Source organism: Cylindrospermum stagnale PCC 7417, assembly GCF_000317535.1.
GTDB classification, from domain to species: Bacteria; Cyanobacteriota; Cyanobacteriia; order Cyanobacteriales; family Nostocaceae; genus Cylindrospermum; species Cylindrospermum stagnale.
In genome coordinates, this window is the sequence record NC_020050.1 from 22,965 (window position 1) to 40,695 (window position 17,731).

The 17,731-nt window shown below is 38.0% G+C and carries 14 protein-coding genes and 1 pseudogene; 8 read left to right on the forward strand and 7 right to left on the reverse strand.

Features of this window, described 5'->3' with window-relative positions; translation table 11 throughout:
• Positions 1–12: 12 nt before the first annotated feature.
• The 7 genes and pseudogenes from CYLST_RS29815 to CYLST_RS29840 form a co-directional block, all read right to left on the reverse strand.
• Complete coding sequence (locus tag CYLST_RS29815) at positions 13–324, reverse strand: hypothetical protein (protein WP_015328265.1); 312 nt, start codon at positions 322–324, stop codon at positions 13–15.
• Positions 309–491 carry a DUF5674 family protein gene (locus tag CYLST_RS36210; RefSeq protein WP_015328266.1) on the reverse strand — a complete coding sequence of 61 codons (183 nt, stop codon included), beginning with the start codon at positions 489–491 and terminating at the stop codon, positions 309–311. The genes CYLST_RS29815 and CYLST_RS36210 overlap by 16 nt, the downstream gene beginning before the upstream one ends.
• Positions 492–602: 111 nt before the next feature.
• Positions 603–734, reverse strand: coding sequence for a hypothetical protein (locus CYLST_RS36455; RefSeq protein ID WP_281172840.1), 132 nt, complete (start codon positions 732–734; stop codon positions 603–605).
• A gap of 350 nt (positions 735–1,084) precedes the next feature.
• On the reverse strand, positions 1,085–2,422 hold the full coding sequence (locus CYLST_RS29825; protein ID WP_015328267.1) for a TnsD family Tn7-like transposition protein: 1,338 nt from the start codon (positions 2,420–2,422) through the stop codon (positions 1,085–1,087).
• A 3-nt stretch (positions 2,423–2,425) separates the two neighbouring features.
• Complete coding sequence (locus tag CYLST_RS29830; protein ID WP_015328268.1) at positions 2,426–4,102, reverse strand: ATP-binding protein; 1,677 nt, start codon at positions 4,100–4,102, stop codon at positions 2,426–2,428.
• Positions 4,086–6,314: a Mu transposase C-terminal domain-containing protein gene (locus CYLST_RS29835; RefSeq protein ID WP_015328269.1), complete on the reverse strand. Its 2,229-nt coding sequence runs from the start codon at positions 6,312–6,314 to the stop codon at positions 4,086–4,088. Before CYLST_RS29835 ends, CYLST_RS29830 begins: the two co-directional genes overlap by 17 nt.
• A 22-nt stretch (positions 6,315–6,336) precedes the next feature.
• Positions 6,337–7,159 (reverse strand): annotated as a pseudogene (locus tag CYLST_RS29840) (TnsA endonuclease C-terminal domain-containing protein).
• A gap of 516 nt (positions 7,160–7,675) precedes the next feature.
• Here CYLST_RS29840 and CYLST_RS29845 point away from each other — a divergent pair.
• The 8 genes from CYLST_RS29845 (at position 7,676) to CYLST_RS29880 (ending at position 17,646) form a co-directional block, all read left to right on the forward strand.
• Positions 7,676–8,332 carry a hypothetical protein gene (locus CYLST_RS29845; RefSeq protein WP_015328270.1) on the forward strand — a complete coding sequence of 219 codons (657 nt, stop codon included), beginning with the start codon at positions 7,676–7,678 and terminating at the stop codon, positions 8,330–8,332.
• A gap of 32 nt (positions 8,333–8,364) precedes the next feature.
• Positions 8,365–9,267: a hypothetical protein gene (locus CYLST_RS29850; protein ID WP_015328271.1), complete on the forward strand. Its 903-nt coding sequence runs from the start codon at positions 8,365–8,367 to the stop codon at positions 9,265–9,267.
• A 390-nt stretch (positions 9,268–9,657) separates the two neighbouring features.
• On the forward strand, positions 9,658–10,692 hold the full coding sequence (locus CYLST_RS29855; RefSeq protein WP_015328272.1) for a tyrosine-type recombinase/integrase: 1,035 nt from the start codon (positions 9,658–9,660) through the stop codon (positions 10,690–10,692).
• A gap of 109 nt (positions 10,693–10,801) precedes the next feature.
• Complete coding sequence (locus tag CYLST_RS29860; protein WP_015328273.1) at positions 10,802–11,272, forward strand: hypothetical protein; 471 nt, start codon at positions 10,802–10,804, stop codon at positions 11,270–11,272.
• The gene (locus CYLST_RS29865; RefSeq protein WP_015328274.1) at positions 11,269–11,964 is read left to right on the forward strand and encodes a hypothetical protein; all 696 of its coding nucleotides are present in this window, start codon (positions 11,269–11,271) and stop codon (positions 11,962–11,964) included. Before CYLST_RS29860 ends, CYLST_RS29865 begins: the two co-directional genes overlap by 4 nt.
• A 135-nt stretch (positions 11,965–12,099) precedes the next feature.
• Positions 12,100–12,711: a hypothetical protein gene (locus tag CYLST_RS29870; RefSeq protein WP_015328275.1), complete on the forward strand. Its 612-nt coding sequence runs from the start codon at positions 12,100–12,102 to the stop codon at positions 12,709–12,711.
• Positions 12,712–13,011: 300 nt separating this feature from the next.
• Positions 13,012–13,284: a hypothetical protein gene (locus CYLST_RS29875; protein WP_015328277.1), complete on the forward strand. Its 273-nt coding sequence runs from the start codon at positions 13,012–13,014 to the stop codon at positions 13,282–13,284.
• Positions 13,285–13,296: 12 nt separating this feature from the next.
• On the forward strand, positions 13,297–17,646 hold the full coding sequence (locus CYLST_RS29880) for an SDR family NAD(P)-dependent oxidoreductase (protein ID WP_015328278.1): 4,350 nt from the start codon (positions 13,297–13,299) through the stop codon (positions 17,644–17,646).
• Positions 17,647–17,731: the final 85 nt, after the last annotated feature.

A 17,731-nucleotide genomic window follows, 5' to 3' on the forward strand; every position in this document is an offset into this window, starting at 1 on the left:
GTTAGTTAATTACTATGCTAATGATTCAGACAGTAAACCGGACATATCTAACACTCTTTGAGATAAAGCACTCGACTGTTCTGCAATTTTTCTACGTTCTTTATCATTAGACAAAATATTATCAAAAGTCAATTTCCATCTTGCTAGTTTAACTTGAATGTTAACTAGTTCTTCGGCATATTCCGGTTCAATTTCTGCGGCAGTCCACTCAATAAACCATAGAGTTTCATCTGTCACACTTTCAACAGCCTCTTTATAAGCAGTATTACAAAATGTTCTAATACGCGCTAAGTTGGAAGCTATATGTCCTAAGCGAGTTGGCATTTCGTCACATTGAAACCGGATTTTTTTGCATCTAAATTCTGGTTCATATCCACTCCAGCCAAAATACCTTTTTCAATGTCTACTGCAACTTTAATGTAAATTTTCAAAGTTTGCAGCATTGACTCAACTTGTTCTTGAGTTGCACGCTCCCTGAGAATAAGTATCAAATATTATCTCCTACCTCCATAAATGTATAATAAATCACACATTTGCTGAATTATCCGGGTTTAGCAATTACTTACATGATTATTGCATTGTATCAAAACTTTACGGTGCAGCTAAAGTTGTTCACTGCGCTGACTATTCCCTAACACCCCAGCCCCTTCGGAGTTGTCTTTGGCAATGATTTGGCAGACTTCGCCCAACTGGTAAGTATTCGGTACTTGAGTTCGCTCCATTATATCTTTCACGATGTTCCATAGTGCAGATATCAAGTTGAACAATTTGGGGCTGGTTTTTGGCTCAACCGACCAATATTTTCAGCACGGGAGCACCACCGACACCTAGCTTCAAGGGTTTTGAGCCAGAGAAATTGTTAGACATTTTTATTGATCGTTCAACTGTATTGTTTGTCTAGGTGTAGAGGAATAATAAAGTTCAACAATTTCAGGAGATACAACCCTTAAGTTTTGGTTATCCATCACAGATGCCAGAAAAATAAAGTTGAACAATAACTGTCCTCGGTTGAGTTCAGTTTACCAATGTAGAAGAGTGCAGGTCGAGAAAGTTGAATAAAAAAGTTCAACAATATAGGGTCTGATTAACTGGAGTCTGTTCCTACACTATCATTCAAAGACTTCCACAAAGCTTCTAGCTTACGCAACATATTCATCGGACTATTGCCATAATTGAAACTAAGGCTGTACGCAGCTTGCTGAAAATTTCGTCTATCAACAACATTTAATTCCAAATACTTTTGTTCCCATAATTGACCAAACGTCACGATTCTTTCAAATCGAAACTTATCAACTTTAGTCAAATTCACGCCACTCTTACTATATTTAAAACCGCAATCACATTCAAAAGTCCCTAGAGGATTTTTTATACAAGAATAGGTCGAATCGATATCATTGTTTAAAAGCATCACTAACTTCGTAACCACAGAATGGAGATAGTGTTTGCAAGCAGGATTTAGACAAAGCCAAGGACCCTTACCAAAAGGCTTATATTTAGATTTCCGAGCAAAAAATGTTGAAGGCGAATTCCTCAAAAATCTAATCATCAGCAAATGCATCACCGGGTCAAAAACTTCCAGATGCAATCGGAAAATGTTAAATAAATTTATGTTATTGTAGCTGACATTTATACCAAGAGCCTCAAGAAATTCACTCCCATAAAAAGACAAAAACTTCTGTCGTAAACCTTGCTCATATACCTGACGGTCTAGAGTCGCTAAATTCCTCTTAATCAATAAAATTATATATTGGATATGGAACCAATCTAATTCCTTAGAAGGAAGCGATTTGAAATCACAGGTCATTAACCATTCAATATCAGATGCAATTAGGCGTAACAACTCCTTAGTGGACTCATTGTAATTTCTGGTTACATTTGGTATGGGACAGTTCTCCAAACTAGCAATACCAACTTGATACCACTTATTACTCCAGATAGGTACAATGCTGTCGCTTAAGACAACATCATGAATTGTGCAGATAAGAACACCAGGCGTTTGGTGAAGTCGATGCCAATATGCTTCGCCAAATGTATGCAAGTTTTCAAAAAGACATTTTGGACAAAACCTAAAATATTTTGGCAGATGAACCAAGCTGGCAATTCCCCGATAAATATGTGTCCCCAATTCTCCTTTCATGTACTTCAAAATAGCTGACCTTCTGTCAGGCATAAAGACTGCATACATGGGATACAGTGTATGTTTTTGGATGAGACTTTCCACTGTATGTGGAGAGAGCAGTGGGAGATTTTTAATTAAAGAAGCCAAGTTGTAGGGTAAGTCAGCCCTAACTATAATGTTTCGGGAATTGAACAATTCTTGCAACGTTTCATCAGGCTTTATATTACCACTTCTGGCGTGATAACGTGCAAACACACTATATAAAATCTCATCTGGGTAAGGTGTGGGAAAAAAACTAAGCATATACTACCCACTAATAAAAAAGTCTTTGAGTGGGTCTTTAATAATCCCCAAAGCCTTTAATTCCTCACAAGCTGGAGTTTGATCTTTCTTGGCATTTTCAACAATAACTCGGATATCATTCTCCTGATATTTCGGTTGAAGTTTTGTTTTTTGTTCCCGATGCTTCCCTTTCTCCGTTGAAATATTTCCACATTGCAAAGCTAGTTTATAAGCCTCTTTAATTAACAGTTTTTTATCTGCATCTTCCCCATGAGAAGCAACAATTTTTTCGGCACAACTCTTGGCAGTAGTAGGCGGAACATCTAAGTTAATCAGTTCAATAATCACATGGCGTAGCGTTGCTGATATGTTCCCCATCCTTTGTGATGAGCGTGCTAATCTTCTCACTTCTTCTAAATCTCTTTCATCAAGAGAATCCAAGCACTTATTGCGGTATAAATTTGTATCCAAGGGGGCAATATCTTTGTATTTCATCATCCACTTTTCATCCCCAGACCTAATAGCATCTAACATTGGTTTAACTAGATGCAGCCCGTCAGCAGCACAAGCGTGAATCAAGTCAACAGTGATTAATTCGCTCCCTAAAGCAATAGCTCTCCATTGCACCATTTTATAGAGTTTAATGACGATATCAATAATCCCTTGGCTTTCATAATATAGAGCCGAGGTAATATTTGCAGTTAAGGGGATATATTGTTTTGTCCACTGAAACTCCCACATCCCTTCGATAAAAAAGCTCCATTCATGATTGTTTTCCATCCTGTCCCAAATTACTCCTCCTTCTCCCACACCTCTTCTAGCATTTCTAAAATTACCTTGAAGAATTGGGAAAGCTTCATTTGTACCAACGCGAATTACTGGAACTCCAATAATATTGTCCATTTTCACCAAAAAATTCAACATTTCGGAGCTATTTCTTCTGGCTGCCGCTAAATTTTGCATTTCATCGATAACTAAAACTCCTAAATGTTGGGTGTGTGCAATTTGGGCAACTTGAGCCAGCATATAATCTTCAGAGTTGCGTTTTACCCCAAATTTTTGGAAGTTATTAGTGCCGAGTAATTTGTCAACGGCTCTGAAGAAGTCGATACACAAACCCTTCAAAGAACCTGCATGGGGACAGTCAACTTTCAACCAAACAATTTGGTAAACACTATGAGCCGGATGGACAATCACCTGGGGATATAAAGAGAGGATATTTAGGAGATTGGTTGTCTTACCTATTCCGGACGGATCAATGATTGTTAACCCAGATGCCGAGGTGGGAACATCTACATACTCCTCTAAGTTAAAGCCTCCCCCAGAAAGCACCGCCTGATAAATTTGACCGCTACGCAGTGCATATTCTGGTTGCAAAGGATTTCGCCTCAGATAACCTTGCATAATTAATACGCAAACTACCTGTTGTAAATCGACGGTTTTATTCAGTGGGTCAAAATATCTCGATAGTCGCTCAATACAATGAAATCTGTACTGAGGCTCTAGTTCTCTTTCTGAAGATTTGCACGCAGGAACTCGTGTCACATACTCAACAAATTTCTCTCTAGAAAGGATAGGAGGAAGAGAGCGAATTATTGGATTTGTATTATATTCAGGCAACTTATGGTCTCTGTATTTAGCAACAGCAGCCCATTCACCTTTGGGAATTCTCACCCATTCCCACTCATTCTCTATGTTCATTAAAACGCTCCTGGCGCTTCTTTTTCAGAAGCTCCAAATGATCAGGTTGTAATGATTTATTTTCTTTTGAGTCGGAATTTTTGTTCGGCACAACTGTTTCAGATATAGGAGTTTCTGTCTTAGCTAACTCGAACCCCTCGTAGTTGCGTCGTTTAGCCTTCTCGGAGGCTCTGTTTTCCCTAATCCCCGCAACTTTTTGGGTATCGCTTACCCTATTATCAACCGTTACAGAAGCTAAATTATTAGCTCTGTTGACGACACTTTCAATGTCAGCAATTAAGTCAACACCAGCTTGAATTTCATTGCTTTGACTTTTCTGATAAAGCCACTTTTCATAAGCCAGCAAATATTCAATATCATGTATATTTTTATGAGAAAAACGTTCTTCTGGATCTAAAAGAAAGCACTTCTCAAAATCTCTACCATCAGGAGAGCGGACATAAATAAAATTTGGTTGGCGATAGTCGTAAGAAATATCTAATAATTTCTCGGACTTAGAGAGCAAATTACTTCTAGCTTTCTCAAACCAGAACTCTTTTAATGCCTTATCACAACTGTAGTACATTCCCTTAAATTTGATGCCACGAGCGGTGATGGTCGCTTTATTACTTGGCATCAAATTTAGCTTGACGATATCTTCAGGAAAAGTCCTGAGTCTACCAGAACGATTTTCTATCCCCCACTTCCATAATTCTATGGGTATGGGATTTACATTATCAGTAATCATCATTTCTTCCCTATTATAGCTGGCCAGGTAGTGATGATTATTGTGATAGCGAATTAAGTGGATAATAATTTCAGTAAACTGGTCTATGTCAACCCTGCTATCAAGACGATAGTCTCGCCCCCCTCTTTGTCTAAAATCTGTGTCTATATAACCAGGTAAAAATGGTTTGACATGACCATGAATGGTACGGAAGTACCTCTCTACTAAACCCTTCCAATCAGCACGGTAAGGTGCAGCATTTTCAATCCGGACATTGAGATTCGGGATTAATGTCTCTACTGCCATTCCTGCAAGTTCGCCCCGGTCGCCCAAAATTGCATCTGGCAGATGGTGGCAAGGCCATTCTGTAGAGGAAATATTAATGCCATATTCCTGACAAAACTGTATTTTATCTGTGGCTGCATTGGCTAGAGCCATCATTGCTCCTGTCCAAGAAAGTCCCTCTAAACCAACATAAACCCCCACAATCATTCGGCTGAAAACATCAATGATTACATAAATTACTGGTCTGCCAATAATCCAGTTAGAATTGTACTTGGAAACCAAATATACATCGGCAATTGTGGCATCAATTTGGTATCTAGAACCGGGACCAATGGTTTCCATCTTAGATGTTCCTAAAATTGCTCTATGCCCCAAAGCAAATCTTTTCGCTCCCTTTCGTTCTGTAATGCTTTTTTTGATATCTGATAGTTCGACTTCATACCAATATTTCAATTGAGTGAATGTCGGCCGAAGTTCTGGGGGAATTAATAGGGATTTTTTTACCCCATTTTCGTCGTAACGAATCTCTGATGAATAATATTCCCTAATCATTAATTTATAAGTAGTCCTCAAAGAATTCTGTTTGTTATTGTTGTAAAATTTAGCTATGGATATTCTAAAAATTTTCAGATCATCGTCTGTCACATTAATCCCAACACCAATTTCTGGTGTCTGGGCATATTTTCTTGGTCTTCCTCGTTTCTTTTCTCCATATCCCTTTGGCTTTCCGAGACCTCCGCAATTTGAATAGTCAGGTAAAAGCGCATTTTGATTTTTCCCTCTCTGCCAGAATCTTCTTAAATATTCATAAACTGTTTTTTCGACTAATTTAGTTTCACTTTTCCCCTGGTTATATTGTTCAACAACCCGCTTGATGAGAGAACCGCGTGACGAGCGATAGTATATATCCGGTTCTTGTTCAACCAGAGATGAAATTATTGACCAAGCCTTTTCTCTATAATCATTTTGGATCTTGGTTAAATCTTCATTACTCAAATGCCTTGCCCAAAGGTCTTGTTTGAGCTTTAATGCTTGTCCCGTATGAATTGCAACTCTTATATCTGAAACTTTTTTAGGTTCGGGAAATCCTTTGGGTGCATTTATGTCAAACACAAAGGCAATGTTATAACCAGAATCAATCCACAGAACCCTCTCAATTAAGTTGGGAGGGTCTGAGTTTATCCATTCTATGAGGTCGTTGACAAATAAATTGTTATTCATTTCAATTTTGAAGGCTGCCTGATTATTTAATAATAATTTTTTGAATTGCTTGAGATGAAGGACAGCTAGATATTTTGGTTGATTCCATATCCATTAATATTTCTTTGGTGGCAAGCAGATGCTTAAAAAGCATTAGTGATGTCCCGGCTTCTATATTCATTTCTCTGTCTAAAGCTGTTGTCACTTTGTTGATAGTGGCACTACTTTTTTTGGAGCCGAGACTTTAAAATACTTGAGAGCGAACGTAGTTCCTCAACTGCCATTTCGGTAGTCGCCTCTAATGAGTAGGAAGAATGAATCCACTCGATATTCAGAGCTAAAAGCCTGGGGATTTCTTTTTCCGTTACAATTCCCCAGTCAATATTTTGGTCAGCATAATAGCGTCTTTCTAACTCAAATTTCTCAGCTACTGATTTTTTTTCCAAATCTGAAGATGGCTTGACTGTTCGAGCAATTTGAACTGACTTACCCAATTCATTGATTGTTAGCATGAAGTCAGTAGTTAAAACGTAGGGTGTACCGCTAACTGGGTCAGTGGGGTATTTCATTCCCATGTCACTAGCGATACTTGTACATAAGTCCAGGTCGAGCAGGGGGAATTGCTCCCTGATATCTACGACAATATCTGACCACTCGAACAAGTAAAATAGCCGCCGCTCGTGGTCTGATAAGAAATGATGCACTCGATTGGTCTTCCAACCAGGGCGTATTGCGGATCTGCCCATTGACGGGAAGTCAGAGACGGTGATCCAAGGCTTGTAGTTCTCCCCACTACCTTGACCGCGACCTTCTTTGATGTAGCGTTCAAACTTGGCCTCGGTCCACTCCTGCCTACCTCTCGCCATAAAGCTTGCCTTTCTGGATCTGCCCAGATCATGCACATCCAGAAATTGTAGAACTTTTTTATTTATTGTTGGACTTTTTTATTTATTGTTGAACTTTATTATTCTTCTACACTAGGGAATCGAGATTTTAATCGGAGATGTAGTCGGACAAAAGATAATTGTTACTTATTTTGTATAGTCGTGGTAGAATATGTTTGAGCCTACTCCAAAACATGGATTTTGACCGAGAAGATTCAAGGCGGCTAAAGCCGCAGCCGCATTCCTCCCCATGTCTGACCGCTCGTGTTCGGTGATGGGCACTCAGACCACACCCTGGTGATGGTTTGGGAAGGTTGCCCAGTACGAAGAAAAAATGAAGCGGCGCTCCGCGCAGTGCCGAACGCGAACAGCGTCTCGTAGAGCACAGAAGGCGATGACGCGGAGCGATCGCTTTTAGCGATCGCATCTGGAGGAGGTGATGGCACAGAGCACCCACCTGACCACAAACGCGGGAACGATTAGATTTGAGGAAATCTTATGACTGCACAGCACCGTCTGCCCATTCTCAAACCGAATGAGACTTACACATTCCGCAAATACTTTGATTTAAGATTTGCTCCAGCCGATATTTTGCAGGAGTTGGGAGCAAGTTTAACCAAAGCAAAAATTAATTTACCAGTTAATACCAATAAAATTCCGCGGCTTGTAGATTTGCAGGGGCGTTTAGAAGAAGCAATCAGGCGCGTCAGTCTCACAAGTGAAGCTGCACGACGAGAAGTATTGATTGCTCCCATCTTATTAGAAGTTGCACACATCACTGAATCAATGATTAATATTGAATATCCCATTGAGGTTAACCAATTTCTGCGTGGCGATTTGGACTATTACCTGCAATCTCAGCATGGAGTATTAGTTGTAGAAGCAAAACAAGCCGACCTGACGCGAGGGTTTACACAGCTGGCAGTCGAATTAATTGCCCTTGATCAATGGATCGAATCAGATGAACCAGTATTGTATGGCGCAGTGACAACAGGTGATATTTGGCATTTTGGTAGTTTTCAACGTCAAAATAGGTTGGTAAGTCAAGACTTAATGTTGTATCGAGTACCGACTGATTTAGAAGCATTAATGCAGATTCTGGTCGGAATTCTCAGTGAAACCAATAATAATTCAACTGCTGTTGAAAGTGCTTAAACAAATCGCATAATAAAAATCGTTTCTTTAACATGATTGAAAAAATCAGCCTGATTAATTCAGAGACTAAAAAAGTCCCATCTTTATCAAGAATTACCAAACCGAATTATCACCCGCAAGCAACTGATACAGCCATAGAGGTGGATATTTATCTGTTTGCTAGATTGCGACAGCTATCACTAAAGCAACGCATAGAAATGTTTATTGCCCATGATTCTGGGGTAAAAAAACTTTGCCTAGCAGGAATTAAATCTCGACATCGTAATGTTCCTGTAGAGAAAATTCGTTGTATATTTGCTCATGCTGTCCTCGGAGAAAAACTTGCTCCTGATTTTCAACCAAAAGGTATTAATGAACGTATGTGGGTTCAAGATTCAATTACGCTCGCAGGCGAACTTCACCAACTTTTTGAGTCAATAAATATCTCTTACTACGTTAGTGGAGGTATAGCCAGTTCTATTCATGGTGAACCTCGCTCGACTCGTGATTTGGATTTGGTGATTGAAGTCCAGCCTGAGCAAATTGATTTGTTGGTAAGGACACTAGAAACTGCTGGATATTATTGTCCAACAGGTGCGGTAGAATCTTTAAAACGAAAGCAAGAACAAATGCTCAACATCACGCATACTGAAACTATCGCCAATGCTGACCTGTATATCAGTGATACTTCATCTTATGCAGTATCGCAGATGTCTCGACGGATGTTAATTGATATAGATGGAATAGCTTCATTTTGGGTGGCTTCACCTGAGGATATAATTTTGCAGAAGTTGCGATGGGGAAAGGGAAGTAAATCAGAAAAACAGTGGCGTGATGTTCTGGGGATACTCAAGTTGCAAGCAGAAAATTTGGATTATGGTTATCTAGCAGATTGGGCCGAAAGTTTAGATTTAGTTGATCCTCTGAGTGAAATATTAACTCAAGCTAAGATATGAAAGGTTGTGTAAACAGAATCAAAAATTTCTTAATACTAATACTTGATGTAGATTGACATGATCTGAGAAATGAAAATCCTATGTTGCCAGGAATTAAGGAATCATGAACTAAGCATTTCACATAAAATTGGTATAACGGTATAAGTAGGTAGACAGAGGAAAACAAAATATATTTTGTTTTGTAAAATGGCTAAAACGCAACCAGAATAACGCATCAAAGCAACTTTATATATCGTTTCATATTTTGGTTATGTCACGTTCATCTACTTAGCTGATGCATACAAAATTTAAAAGGATACCAATTTTAAAAATGGTTATGACAGATGGAGCGCCCAAAAACTTATCCAGCAACTTTTGCAAAATCCAAAACGGTATGAGGTAAATTTATCAATGGTTTATAGTGATAGTTCTGCTCCTTTACCACCCATTAAACTCATTCCCCTTGATGACGAAACTGCAAATATTACTAATATACAGTGCAGAGGAATTAATAGAAAGATAAAAACCACTGCACCAACGGACATAAGGTGGGTAAAGGTACAGGAATTTTTACGCAGTAATAACTTTGCACTCAACAGCCGCAAGTTATATGAACGGGAACTAAAACGGTTTTTAGGTTGGACAGAACTGCACTATCATGAGTTGCGCTCCCGGCATCTGGCACAATACAAAGAATATCTAATGACTGAAGCCTATATAGAGGGAGATAAACCTCTTTCCAAAAGTAGTATCAATGCGGGGTTGGCGGCAATTAAAAGTTTCTTTAAATGGTTTATTATCACCTATCCAGAGATTATTGCTACCAATCCCACACTGGGGATAAAGCTGGAAAAAGTACCCGTGCCGCCAGCACAGAGTTTAACTGAGAAAGAAATGCAACAGGTATGGGTAGCTTTGGAGTTTTTGGGAGAAACAAAGCAGCGAGATATTGTACTCATTCACATTCTCAATCATGGACTCCGTGCTGGGGAAGTGGTTAATTTAAATGTTGGTTCGTTTGATGGCAAGTTGCTGTTTTTACCTGATACGAAAACTAATGAACCACGTCTAGTTCCGTTACGTTCATATAGTCGGGAAGTAATTGCTGAGTATCTGCAATTTCGTGAGGAGCAGGGTGAGGTATTGACTAGCCTTAGTCCATTGCTAATTTCACACCATCATTCACACAAGGGGAAACGGTTAAGTTATCACGGTATTTATTTTGCAGTAGAGAAAATAGGAGAAATTGCCGGGATTGATAATTTACATCCCCATGCTTTTCGTCATACTTATGCTACTGATTTATTGTTATTAGGTGTTGACCCTAGTCATGCACGTAAGTTGACGGGACATCAAAGTGAGAAAGCTTTCCGGCGGTATACTCTGCGTAGTGAACAAGAAGCTGCTATCTCGGCTTATTATCGTGCTATTGGTGAAGAAGTATAAATAGTATAACAATTATAAATCATTTGTGTATGGGAGAATGGCTGAAAAACTTATAAATATTAGTCAACATTTTAGTTGGCATATTGAGCAATTGAATATAGGTGTATAAATGCCAAGACCACTTAATCCAAAATGTCAGTTATGCTCTAAATTTTCAACAACACAAGCAAAAGTTTTACATGGTTCAGAAGGTGATGGTTGTTGGAATCCTCATGTATGTCATAATCGCCGTTCTTTTTATCGCCAGCGTATAAAGCAGGATGCAGATGTTGAAACAGTGAATGTGGAACCACCTGCGACATATTTTGCAGTGCTTTACTTATATAAGGAACCGGGAGATAAACCGTTACATGCTTTGGGTGCCCAATTATGGCATGGACAAAAACCTATTTGTCGTCTTGAACCAATCCATTGCTTTGGGTTAACAGCAGGTAAAATTAAAACCTATACTGAGCAGGTGTTGCAAGCTTTTTCTCGGCAATATGAAATTCCGTTGTCTCAATATAAGGAGATGTTCGAGGTTAGCCCCATCCACTGTCCAGTGCGTCCTTGCCCATTGCATCCGGAGTTATCAAGATGAGTGCATATCGACAACTCACTATCTGGGATGTACTTGATGAGCTTTCAGAATCTCCACCCACTTCATCATTGAATGCTGTGTGGGAGTGTTTGGATGCAGAACTCTGGGAGTTGCCTGTGGAAGCACAGTTGTCAACTGCGGGTGCGGCGTTTAGTCAAATTGCCCAAATTCTTAGAGAACGGGCGAATATGCTGTTGCAAGATGTGAGCGACAGTCGAAATCTTGATGGGCCTATTGTCAGTACTGATATGTTTGCTGGGTTGGTGCGAACTACAATGCAGCTGGATTTAGATGATTTGATAGAAATTGAAGTGCCGCAAATATTTAAGGCACATGGTACACATCAATTTTCTCATATTAGCAGTAAGGGTGATTCTGTGGCAGCACCTGTTGAAAAGGGTCAGGTGTTGGCAATGCTGGAACAAATCACCTGTGTGGAAGATGTGCATGAATTGGCGGGTGATGAAGATGTAGAAGGATGGCAAAGGGCGATCGCTAATTATTTAACTCGGACTCCCGGTGAGATTTCTTTAACTAGGTTACAATCTGTGTTGCAAATGCCATTAGTGGAGGTGTGGTTGGGATTGTTACTGGGTGGTTTTACTTTGGAGCAGCGTGGCGATTTTTATGAAAGTCAGGATGTATGGATTATTGCTGGCAGGGAAAAAGGAAAAAATCCAAATTTTTTCTAGTGACGCTCCCTTACCGCCCTTATTTGTCTATACTTTAGTGTATAAGATGGTGTAGACATGGTGATTTCTTCTAGTGGCGCTTCCCTTACCGTCCTTATTTGTCTATACTTAAGTGCATAAGATGGTGTAGACATAGTGAAAAAAGTTGAACGCGAATCAATAAATTTTAAACTGCCTAAGCCTTTGGTCGAAGCCCTCAGGGCTAAAGCCAGAGAACTTGAAACCACAGCCACGGATTTAGTTATTCGGGGGCTACACCATGTTCTGAGTTTGACTGCTGAAGATACAGACAATGGTATAGATACTAATGTAGAAACTCGTCTACAGGAACTGGAAACTCAACTTATCCTAGTCGCTTCTCGTATTGAGGGGCGTGTAGACAACGGTGGAGACGATGACTTAAAACAAAGATTTTTACAGTTTGAGCAAAAGACTGAAGCGATAGCGAAGCGCTCCGAAGAAATCGCTTTGAGATTGGCACAAATTGAAGGGGCAATCTCTTTACTATCCCAGCGCTCGTCAACTCCTCAGAAAAGGCAATCGTACCAATATCACCCACCGCAGCTTGAACTACAAGCTTATACGGGGGAAAATCTGGCTAAAAGATTGGGTATCGATGCGGCAACTTTGAAACGGGAGCTTCATAATCAGAGTTCTAAGGATTTTGAAAGGTGGTGCAGGTCGAAAGATCCTGGTTCTGTCGGGTGGCGGTTTGGTGACGATGGACTCTTCCACCCCATCAAATGATGGTTATGGCTGCAAAAAGATGTTATCTTAGCATAAAGGGAGCGGTAGAACCTGATTTATTTCCAATAACGACTATGATTACATACAATGTTCTTGCGTGAATGTTTACACTTTCATATAGCAATAGCCACCTGTTGCGGAAGTGGTTAAGTGTCGCTTCGTTGTCTAGACGCTGTAATTTCCTGTTTTGATAAGATCCTTTGGTGAATTCTTCCGTAATCATTAAATTTAGTTTTGAAGTAGCATCTATTCCTTGCCAATCTGGTAGGATTTAACACATCCATCAAGCAAGAGTGGGAGATGCTTAAAGGACAAGCTACTGAGTCACAAAAAATCTTAATTTTAGCAGCCATCCCCCACGGTTTGCGCTTGGATAAAGAAATTAGGGAAGTTGAGGAATGTATCCGACGTGCCGTAAGACGGGATATGTTTGAGGTTGAGATTAGGACTGCTATTAGACCCCAGGATATTCGTAGGGCGATCGCGCAGAGATCCCACCGTAGGCATCGCAGAAGAGAAACCCCAAGTTGTTCATTTTTGCGGACATGGCTTGGAAGAAGACTATTAAATTAAAGATGAATAGTAATGATTAACAACTTTTCTCTTAATATAAAAAAAATTGAGGCGGCATTGTTAAGTGAGCCATCAGTAAATGACTGTGTTGTAGTTGTGCGAGAAACAGTAAAATCAACCGAAGAATTAGTTGCCTATATTGTTTCTTCTAAACCACTTCTTTCACAGCAACTAGATTCATATTTAAAAAATATTATTCCCGCTTCCGAGATTCCAAATGCTTTTGTTTTTATTTCTTCTTTACCACTGACACCTGAAGGTTTAGTAGATCAAATAGTCTTGGAAAAGTTAGTATTTATTAATACAAAATTAAAGCAAAAATGGGAAAAGAAGTTACAAGAAAACTTATCTGTTGAAGAAGTAGCAGTAATAACAAAACAAACAACGGAATTTATCCAGCCTTTTCCTCTACCGAAATTACTGACTAATCAAGAATCAAATACATCATCCCATATAATCTCTAAACAATTAGTCTCTGAATCAGAAGAGGTAGTTACCAAATCAAAAGAAACAAAAACTTCAAAATTAGCTATTAGCAACGGAGGGCATTTAACTATACCTGAAGAAAGTCCCAAAACGCTTATTGATGCTTTGCTGCAAACAGCTACCAAACACCCTAACAAAGGAATGGTCTATATTCAATCAAATAATGCTGAAATTTTTCAAAGCTATGCTTCTTTACTTTTGGATGCTAAACGTATTTTAACTGGTTTACATAGCATAGGTTTAAAACCTAAACAGAAAGTAATTTTACAGATAAAAGATTTGCAATTTTATTTTCCTGCTTTTTGGGCTTGCTTGCTAGGTGGTATCATTCCAGTAACTGTTGCAATAGCACCAACTTATGATAACAGAAATAATGTAGTTGATAAGTTATTTAATATTTGGAAATTTTTAGAATGTCCACCAATTCTAGCTTCAGAGGCTCTGGTAGAATCTATTAGTAATTCAAAAAACTTGTTACCAATCTCAGATATAAAAATTTTTTCTATTGAAACCTTAATTAACAATCCAACAACACAAGCAATTTATCAAAGTCAACCTGATGACATAGCTTTCTTACAATTAACTTCGGGCAGTACTGGAATTCCCAAATGTGTTCAACAAAGTCATGAAAATATTATAAGTCACATTCATGCTTCACAACAATTTAATGGATATGAATCAGAGAATATTACCCTTAATTGGTTACCTGTAGATCATGTAGTTCCGCTCCTAACCTATCATCTCAAAGATGTTTACTTAGGTTGTCAACAAATTGAAGTATCAACGAATTTTATTTTAGGAAATCCATTGAAATGGCTAGATTTAATAGAACAGTATCAAGTAACTCATAGTTGGTCTCCTAATTTTGGGTTTAAGTTAGTAAGTAATGAATTAAAGAAAGTAAAGCAAAAGACGTGGGATCTTTTTTGTCTTAAATTTTTAATGAATGCGGGTGAACAGGTTACTTTTCCAGTAGTAGATGAATTTTTAGATTTAGTGGCTCCCTTTAAAGTTTCTTCTCAAGTAATGCAGCCTGCTTTTGGTATGGCTGAAGTATGTACTTGTATGACATATCAAAATAATTTTACTGAGGAAACAGGAATCTACTACTTTAAGAAATCTTCTTTGAATAGTATCCTTGAAATAGCCAACAAAAATGAAAAAGATGTCTTTAGTTTTATTGACTTAGGTCCAGCAGTTCCTGGAGTCCAGATTCGGATTGTAGACAATAATAATCAACTTGTTTTTGAAAAGGTAATTGGTCGTTTACAAATTAAAGGTACTGTTGTGATGCCTGGATATTTGTCTAATGTAGAAGCAAATGAAGAATCATTTGTAGGAGAAGGATGGTTTAATACAGGAGATTTAGGATTTATTTTCAATGGACATCTTATTGTTGCCGGACGAGAAAAAGAGCAAATTATTATCAATGGTGCTAACTACTATTGTTATGAAATTGAAGAACTAATCAATGGAATAAATGGTATAGTTACCACTTATGTAGCTGTATGTGGAATTCAAAATTTAGAAACAGGAACAGAAGATATAGCAATTTTCTACACCCCTATAATTTCAGGAATCAAGGAAAATATTGAATTAATTAAAAATATAAGAAGTCAATTAACATCATGCATTGGAATTAACCCTAGATATATTATTCCCATTCAAAAATCGAAATTTCCTAAGACAACAAGTGGTAAGATCCAAAGAACACAGCTACAAAAACAATTTGTAGCTGGTGATTTTCAAGAAGTTTTACAAGAAATTGATATTTACTTAAACCAAGATAAAGGTATTCCCGATTGGTTTTATCAAAAAATATGGCGACGGAAGGAAATATTACACAGTTTTCCGGAAATTTCTGCTGGTTTTTATTTGTTATTTCTCGATTCATCGGGATTAGGTGAATCTCTAGGGGCAAAACTCAATCAACCTTGGATAGGAGTTGAAATGGGAACGAGTTTTGCCAAACTGTCTGCCAATCGTTATTGTATTAACCCTCAAAATCCAGCAGATTATCAACAACTACTAGATTCTCTTTCTCAAGAGATGAAGCATATTAGCCAGATTTTACATTTGTGGACTTATAAGGAGTATGTTGAAGAAGTATCAAGTTTAGAAATGTTGGAAAAGGCTCAAGTATCAGGAGTTTGGAGTCTCTTGTTTTTGGTTCAGGCTTTAGCAAAAACTCACAATAAAGTTAACAAAATTCAATTAATGGTTGTATCTACTCAATCTCAGGGAATTGATGCCAAAGATTTAATTGCTTATGAGAACACTCCTCTTCTTGGGCTATTAAAAACAATTCCTCATGAAATTCCTTGGTTGTCTTGTCGCCATGTAGATTTACAAATAGATTTACAATCAACACCTGTTAATATCAATAGGGAGTTAGTCTTGCGAGAGCTTAAAGCGGTTACAAAAGAACCAGAGATAACTTATCGTCAAGAAACACGCTGGATTCCTCGCCTCAAAAAAATTGATGTCACTCAGAATTTTCCAGAAAAAATTCCTTTCCGACAAGGGGGAATGTATGTAATTACTGGAGGCTTAGGAGGTATAGGCAAGAAACTCGCTACATATTTATTGAAAAATTTCCAAGCAAGGCTGTTGTTATTAGGAAGAACTTCTCTACCACCTCAAAATGAATGGGCATCTTATTTAGTCCAAAATGATAAAATAGCAGAACGTATTCAAAGTTTTCAAACATTGAAACAGTTAGGAGGAGAGATTTGCTATGAGACATTAGATGTGTGCGATTTGCATAATTTAGATCAGGTAGTTCAGAAAGCACAGTCTCTTTGGCAATGTAGTTTAGACGGAGTGATTCATCTGGCAGGTATTTTTCAAGAGCGGTTACTTATAGAAGAAACTCAAGAAACCTTTGCACAAGTTATGTACCCTAAAGTATTAGGTACTTGGTCTTTATACCAATTAATTAAAAATAAACCAGATGCACTTTTTATAACATCATCATCTGTTAACGGTTTTTTTGGCGGAGCAATGGTGGGAGCTTATGCTGCTGCTAATCGCTTTCAAGAGCACTTTTCCCATAATCAAATTTCCCGAAATATTAAACAAAGCTATTGCTTTAATTGGAGTCAATGGGATGAAGTGGGAATAAGTCGTGGTTATTCAATGAAAATATTATCTCGTAATCGTGGTTACTTATCAATTAGCGATCAACAAGGTTTAGAATCATTTCTTATTGGGTTATGTTATTCTTCTTTTCCTCTTTGGATTGGATTATCGGGCAAGAATCCATATATTCGAGGATATCTCGAAAGCAAACCAGAAAATGTTGAACAGTTAGTAGCCTATGTTGTCAATAAAATTTCTCTGGACGAACCAAAGGGTTTTCTATCTAACCAAAATCCTGAAAAACATTTGTCAGAATTGGTTTTATCAGATTGCTTTGGCACACTTAGCACCATAAGTTCTGTTGTAGAACTTAAAGAAATGCCGCTAACAGCAACAGGAGTGATTGATTACCAGAGTTTGGTGGCTAGGATTAATGGTTTCTCTTCTAAGTCTGGAAAATTAATCCAACCCAACAATGAAATGGAAAATCAAATTGCACAAATTTGGAAGAATATTTTAGGGTTTTCTGAAATTAGTATCCATGATAGTATTTTTGCTATTGGTGGTAGTTCATTAAAAATGATCCAAATTCACCACCAACTCGAAGATTCTTTAGGACAAAAATTCTCCATAACAGAAATGTTTCAATATCCTACTATACATACTCTAGCTAAACATTTGGCTCAATTCTCTATTGTATTAAATAATTCTCAACAAAATAATGAATTAGACAAAATACGTGACCGTCGTTTAGCTTCTAATTTAAAACAAAGACAGAGAAGAAAAGTGGAATAAAAATCAATTTATTGATGTGTGCCATCAATAAAATATCTAACTCAGATCACTCCAATTTACAAAGAACAATCATAAAGAAAAAAAA

Coding starts and splice junctions, on each gene's coding strand:
- CYLST_RS29815 (WP_015328265.1), bottom strand. CDS start 324: ATGCCAACTCGCTTAGGACATATAGCTTCCAACTTAGCGCGTATTAGA.
- CYLST_RS29825 (WP_015328267.1), bottom strand. CDS start 2,422: ATGCTTAGTTTTTTTCCCACACCTTACCCAGATGAGATTTTATATAGT.
- CYLST_RS29830 (WP_015328268.1), bottom strand. CDS start 4,102: ATGAACATAGAGAATGAGTGGGAATGGGTGAGAATTCCCAAAGGTGAA.
- CYLST_RS29835 (WP_015328269.1), bottom strand. CDS start 6,314: ATGAATAACAATTTATTTGTCAACGACCTCATAGAATGGATAAACTCA.
- CYLST_RS29845 (WP_015328270.1), top strand. CDS start 7,676: ATGACTGCACAGCACCGTCTGCCCATTCTCAAACCGAATGAGACTTAC.
- CYLST_RS29850 (WP_015328271.1), top strand. CDS start 8,365: ATGATTGAAAAAATCAGCCTGATTAATTCAGAGACTAAAAAAGTCCCA.
- CYLST_RS29855 (WP_015328272.1), top strand. CDS start 9,658: ATGGTTTATAGTGATAGTTCTGCTCCTTTACCACCCATTAAACTCATT.
- CYLST_RS29860 (WP_015328273.1), top strand. CDS start 10,802: ATGCCAAGACCACTTAATCCAAAATGTCAGTTATGCTCTAAATTTTCA.
- CYLST_RS29865 (WP_015328274.1), top strand. CDS start 11,269: ATGAGTGCATATCGACAACTCACTATCTGGGATGTACTTGATGAGCTT.
- CYLST_RS29875 (WP_015328277.1), top strand. CDS start 13,012: ATGCTTAAAGGACAAGCTACTGAGTCACAAAAAATCTTAATTTTAGCA.
- CYLST_RS29880 (WP_015328278.1), top strand. CDS start 13,297: ATGATTAACAACTTTTCTCTTAATATAAAAAAAATTGAGGCGGCATTG.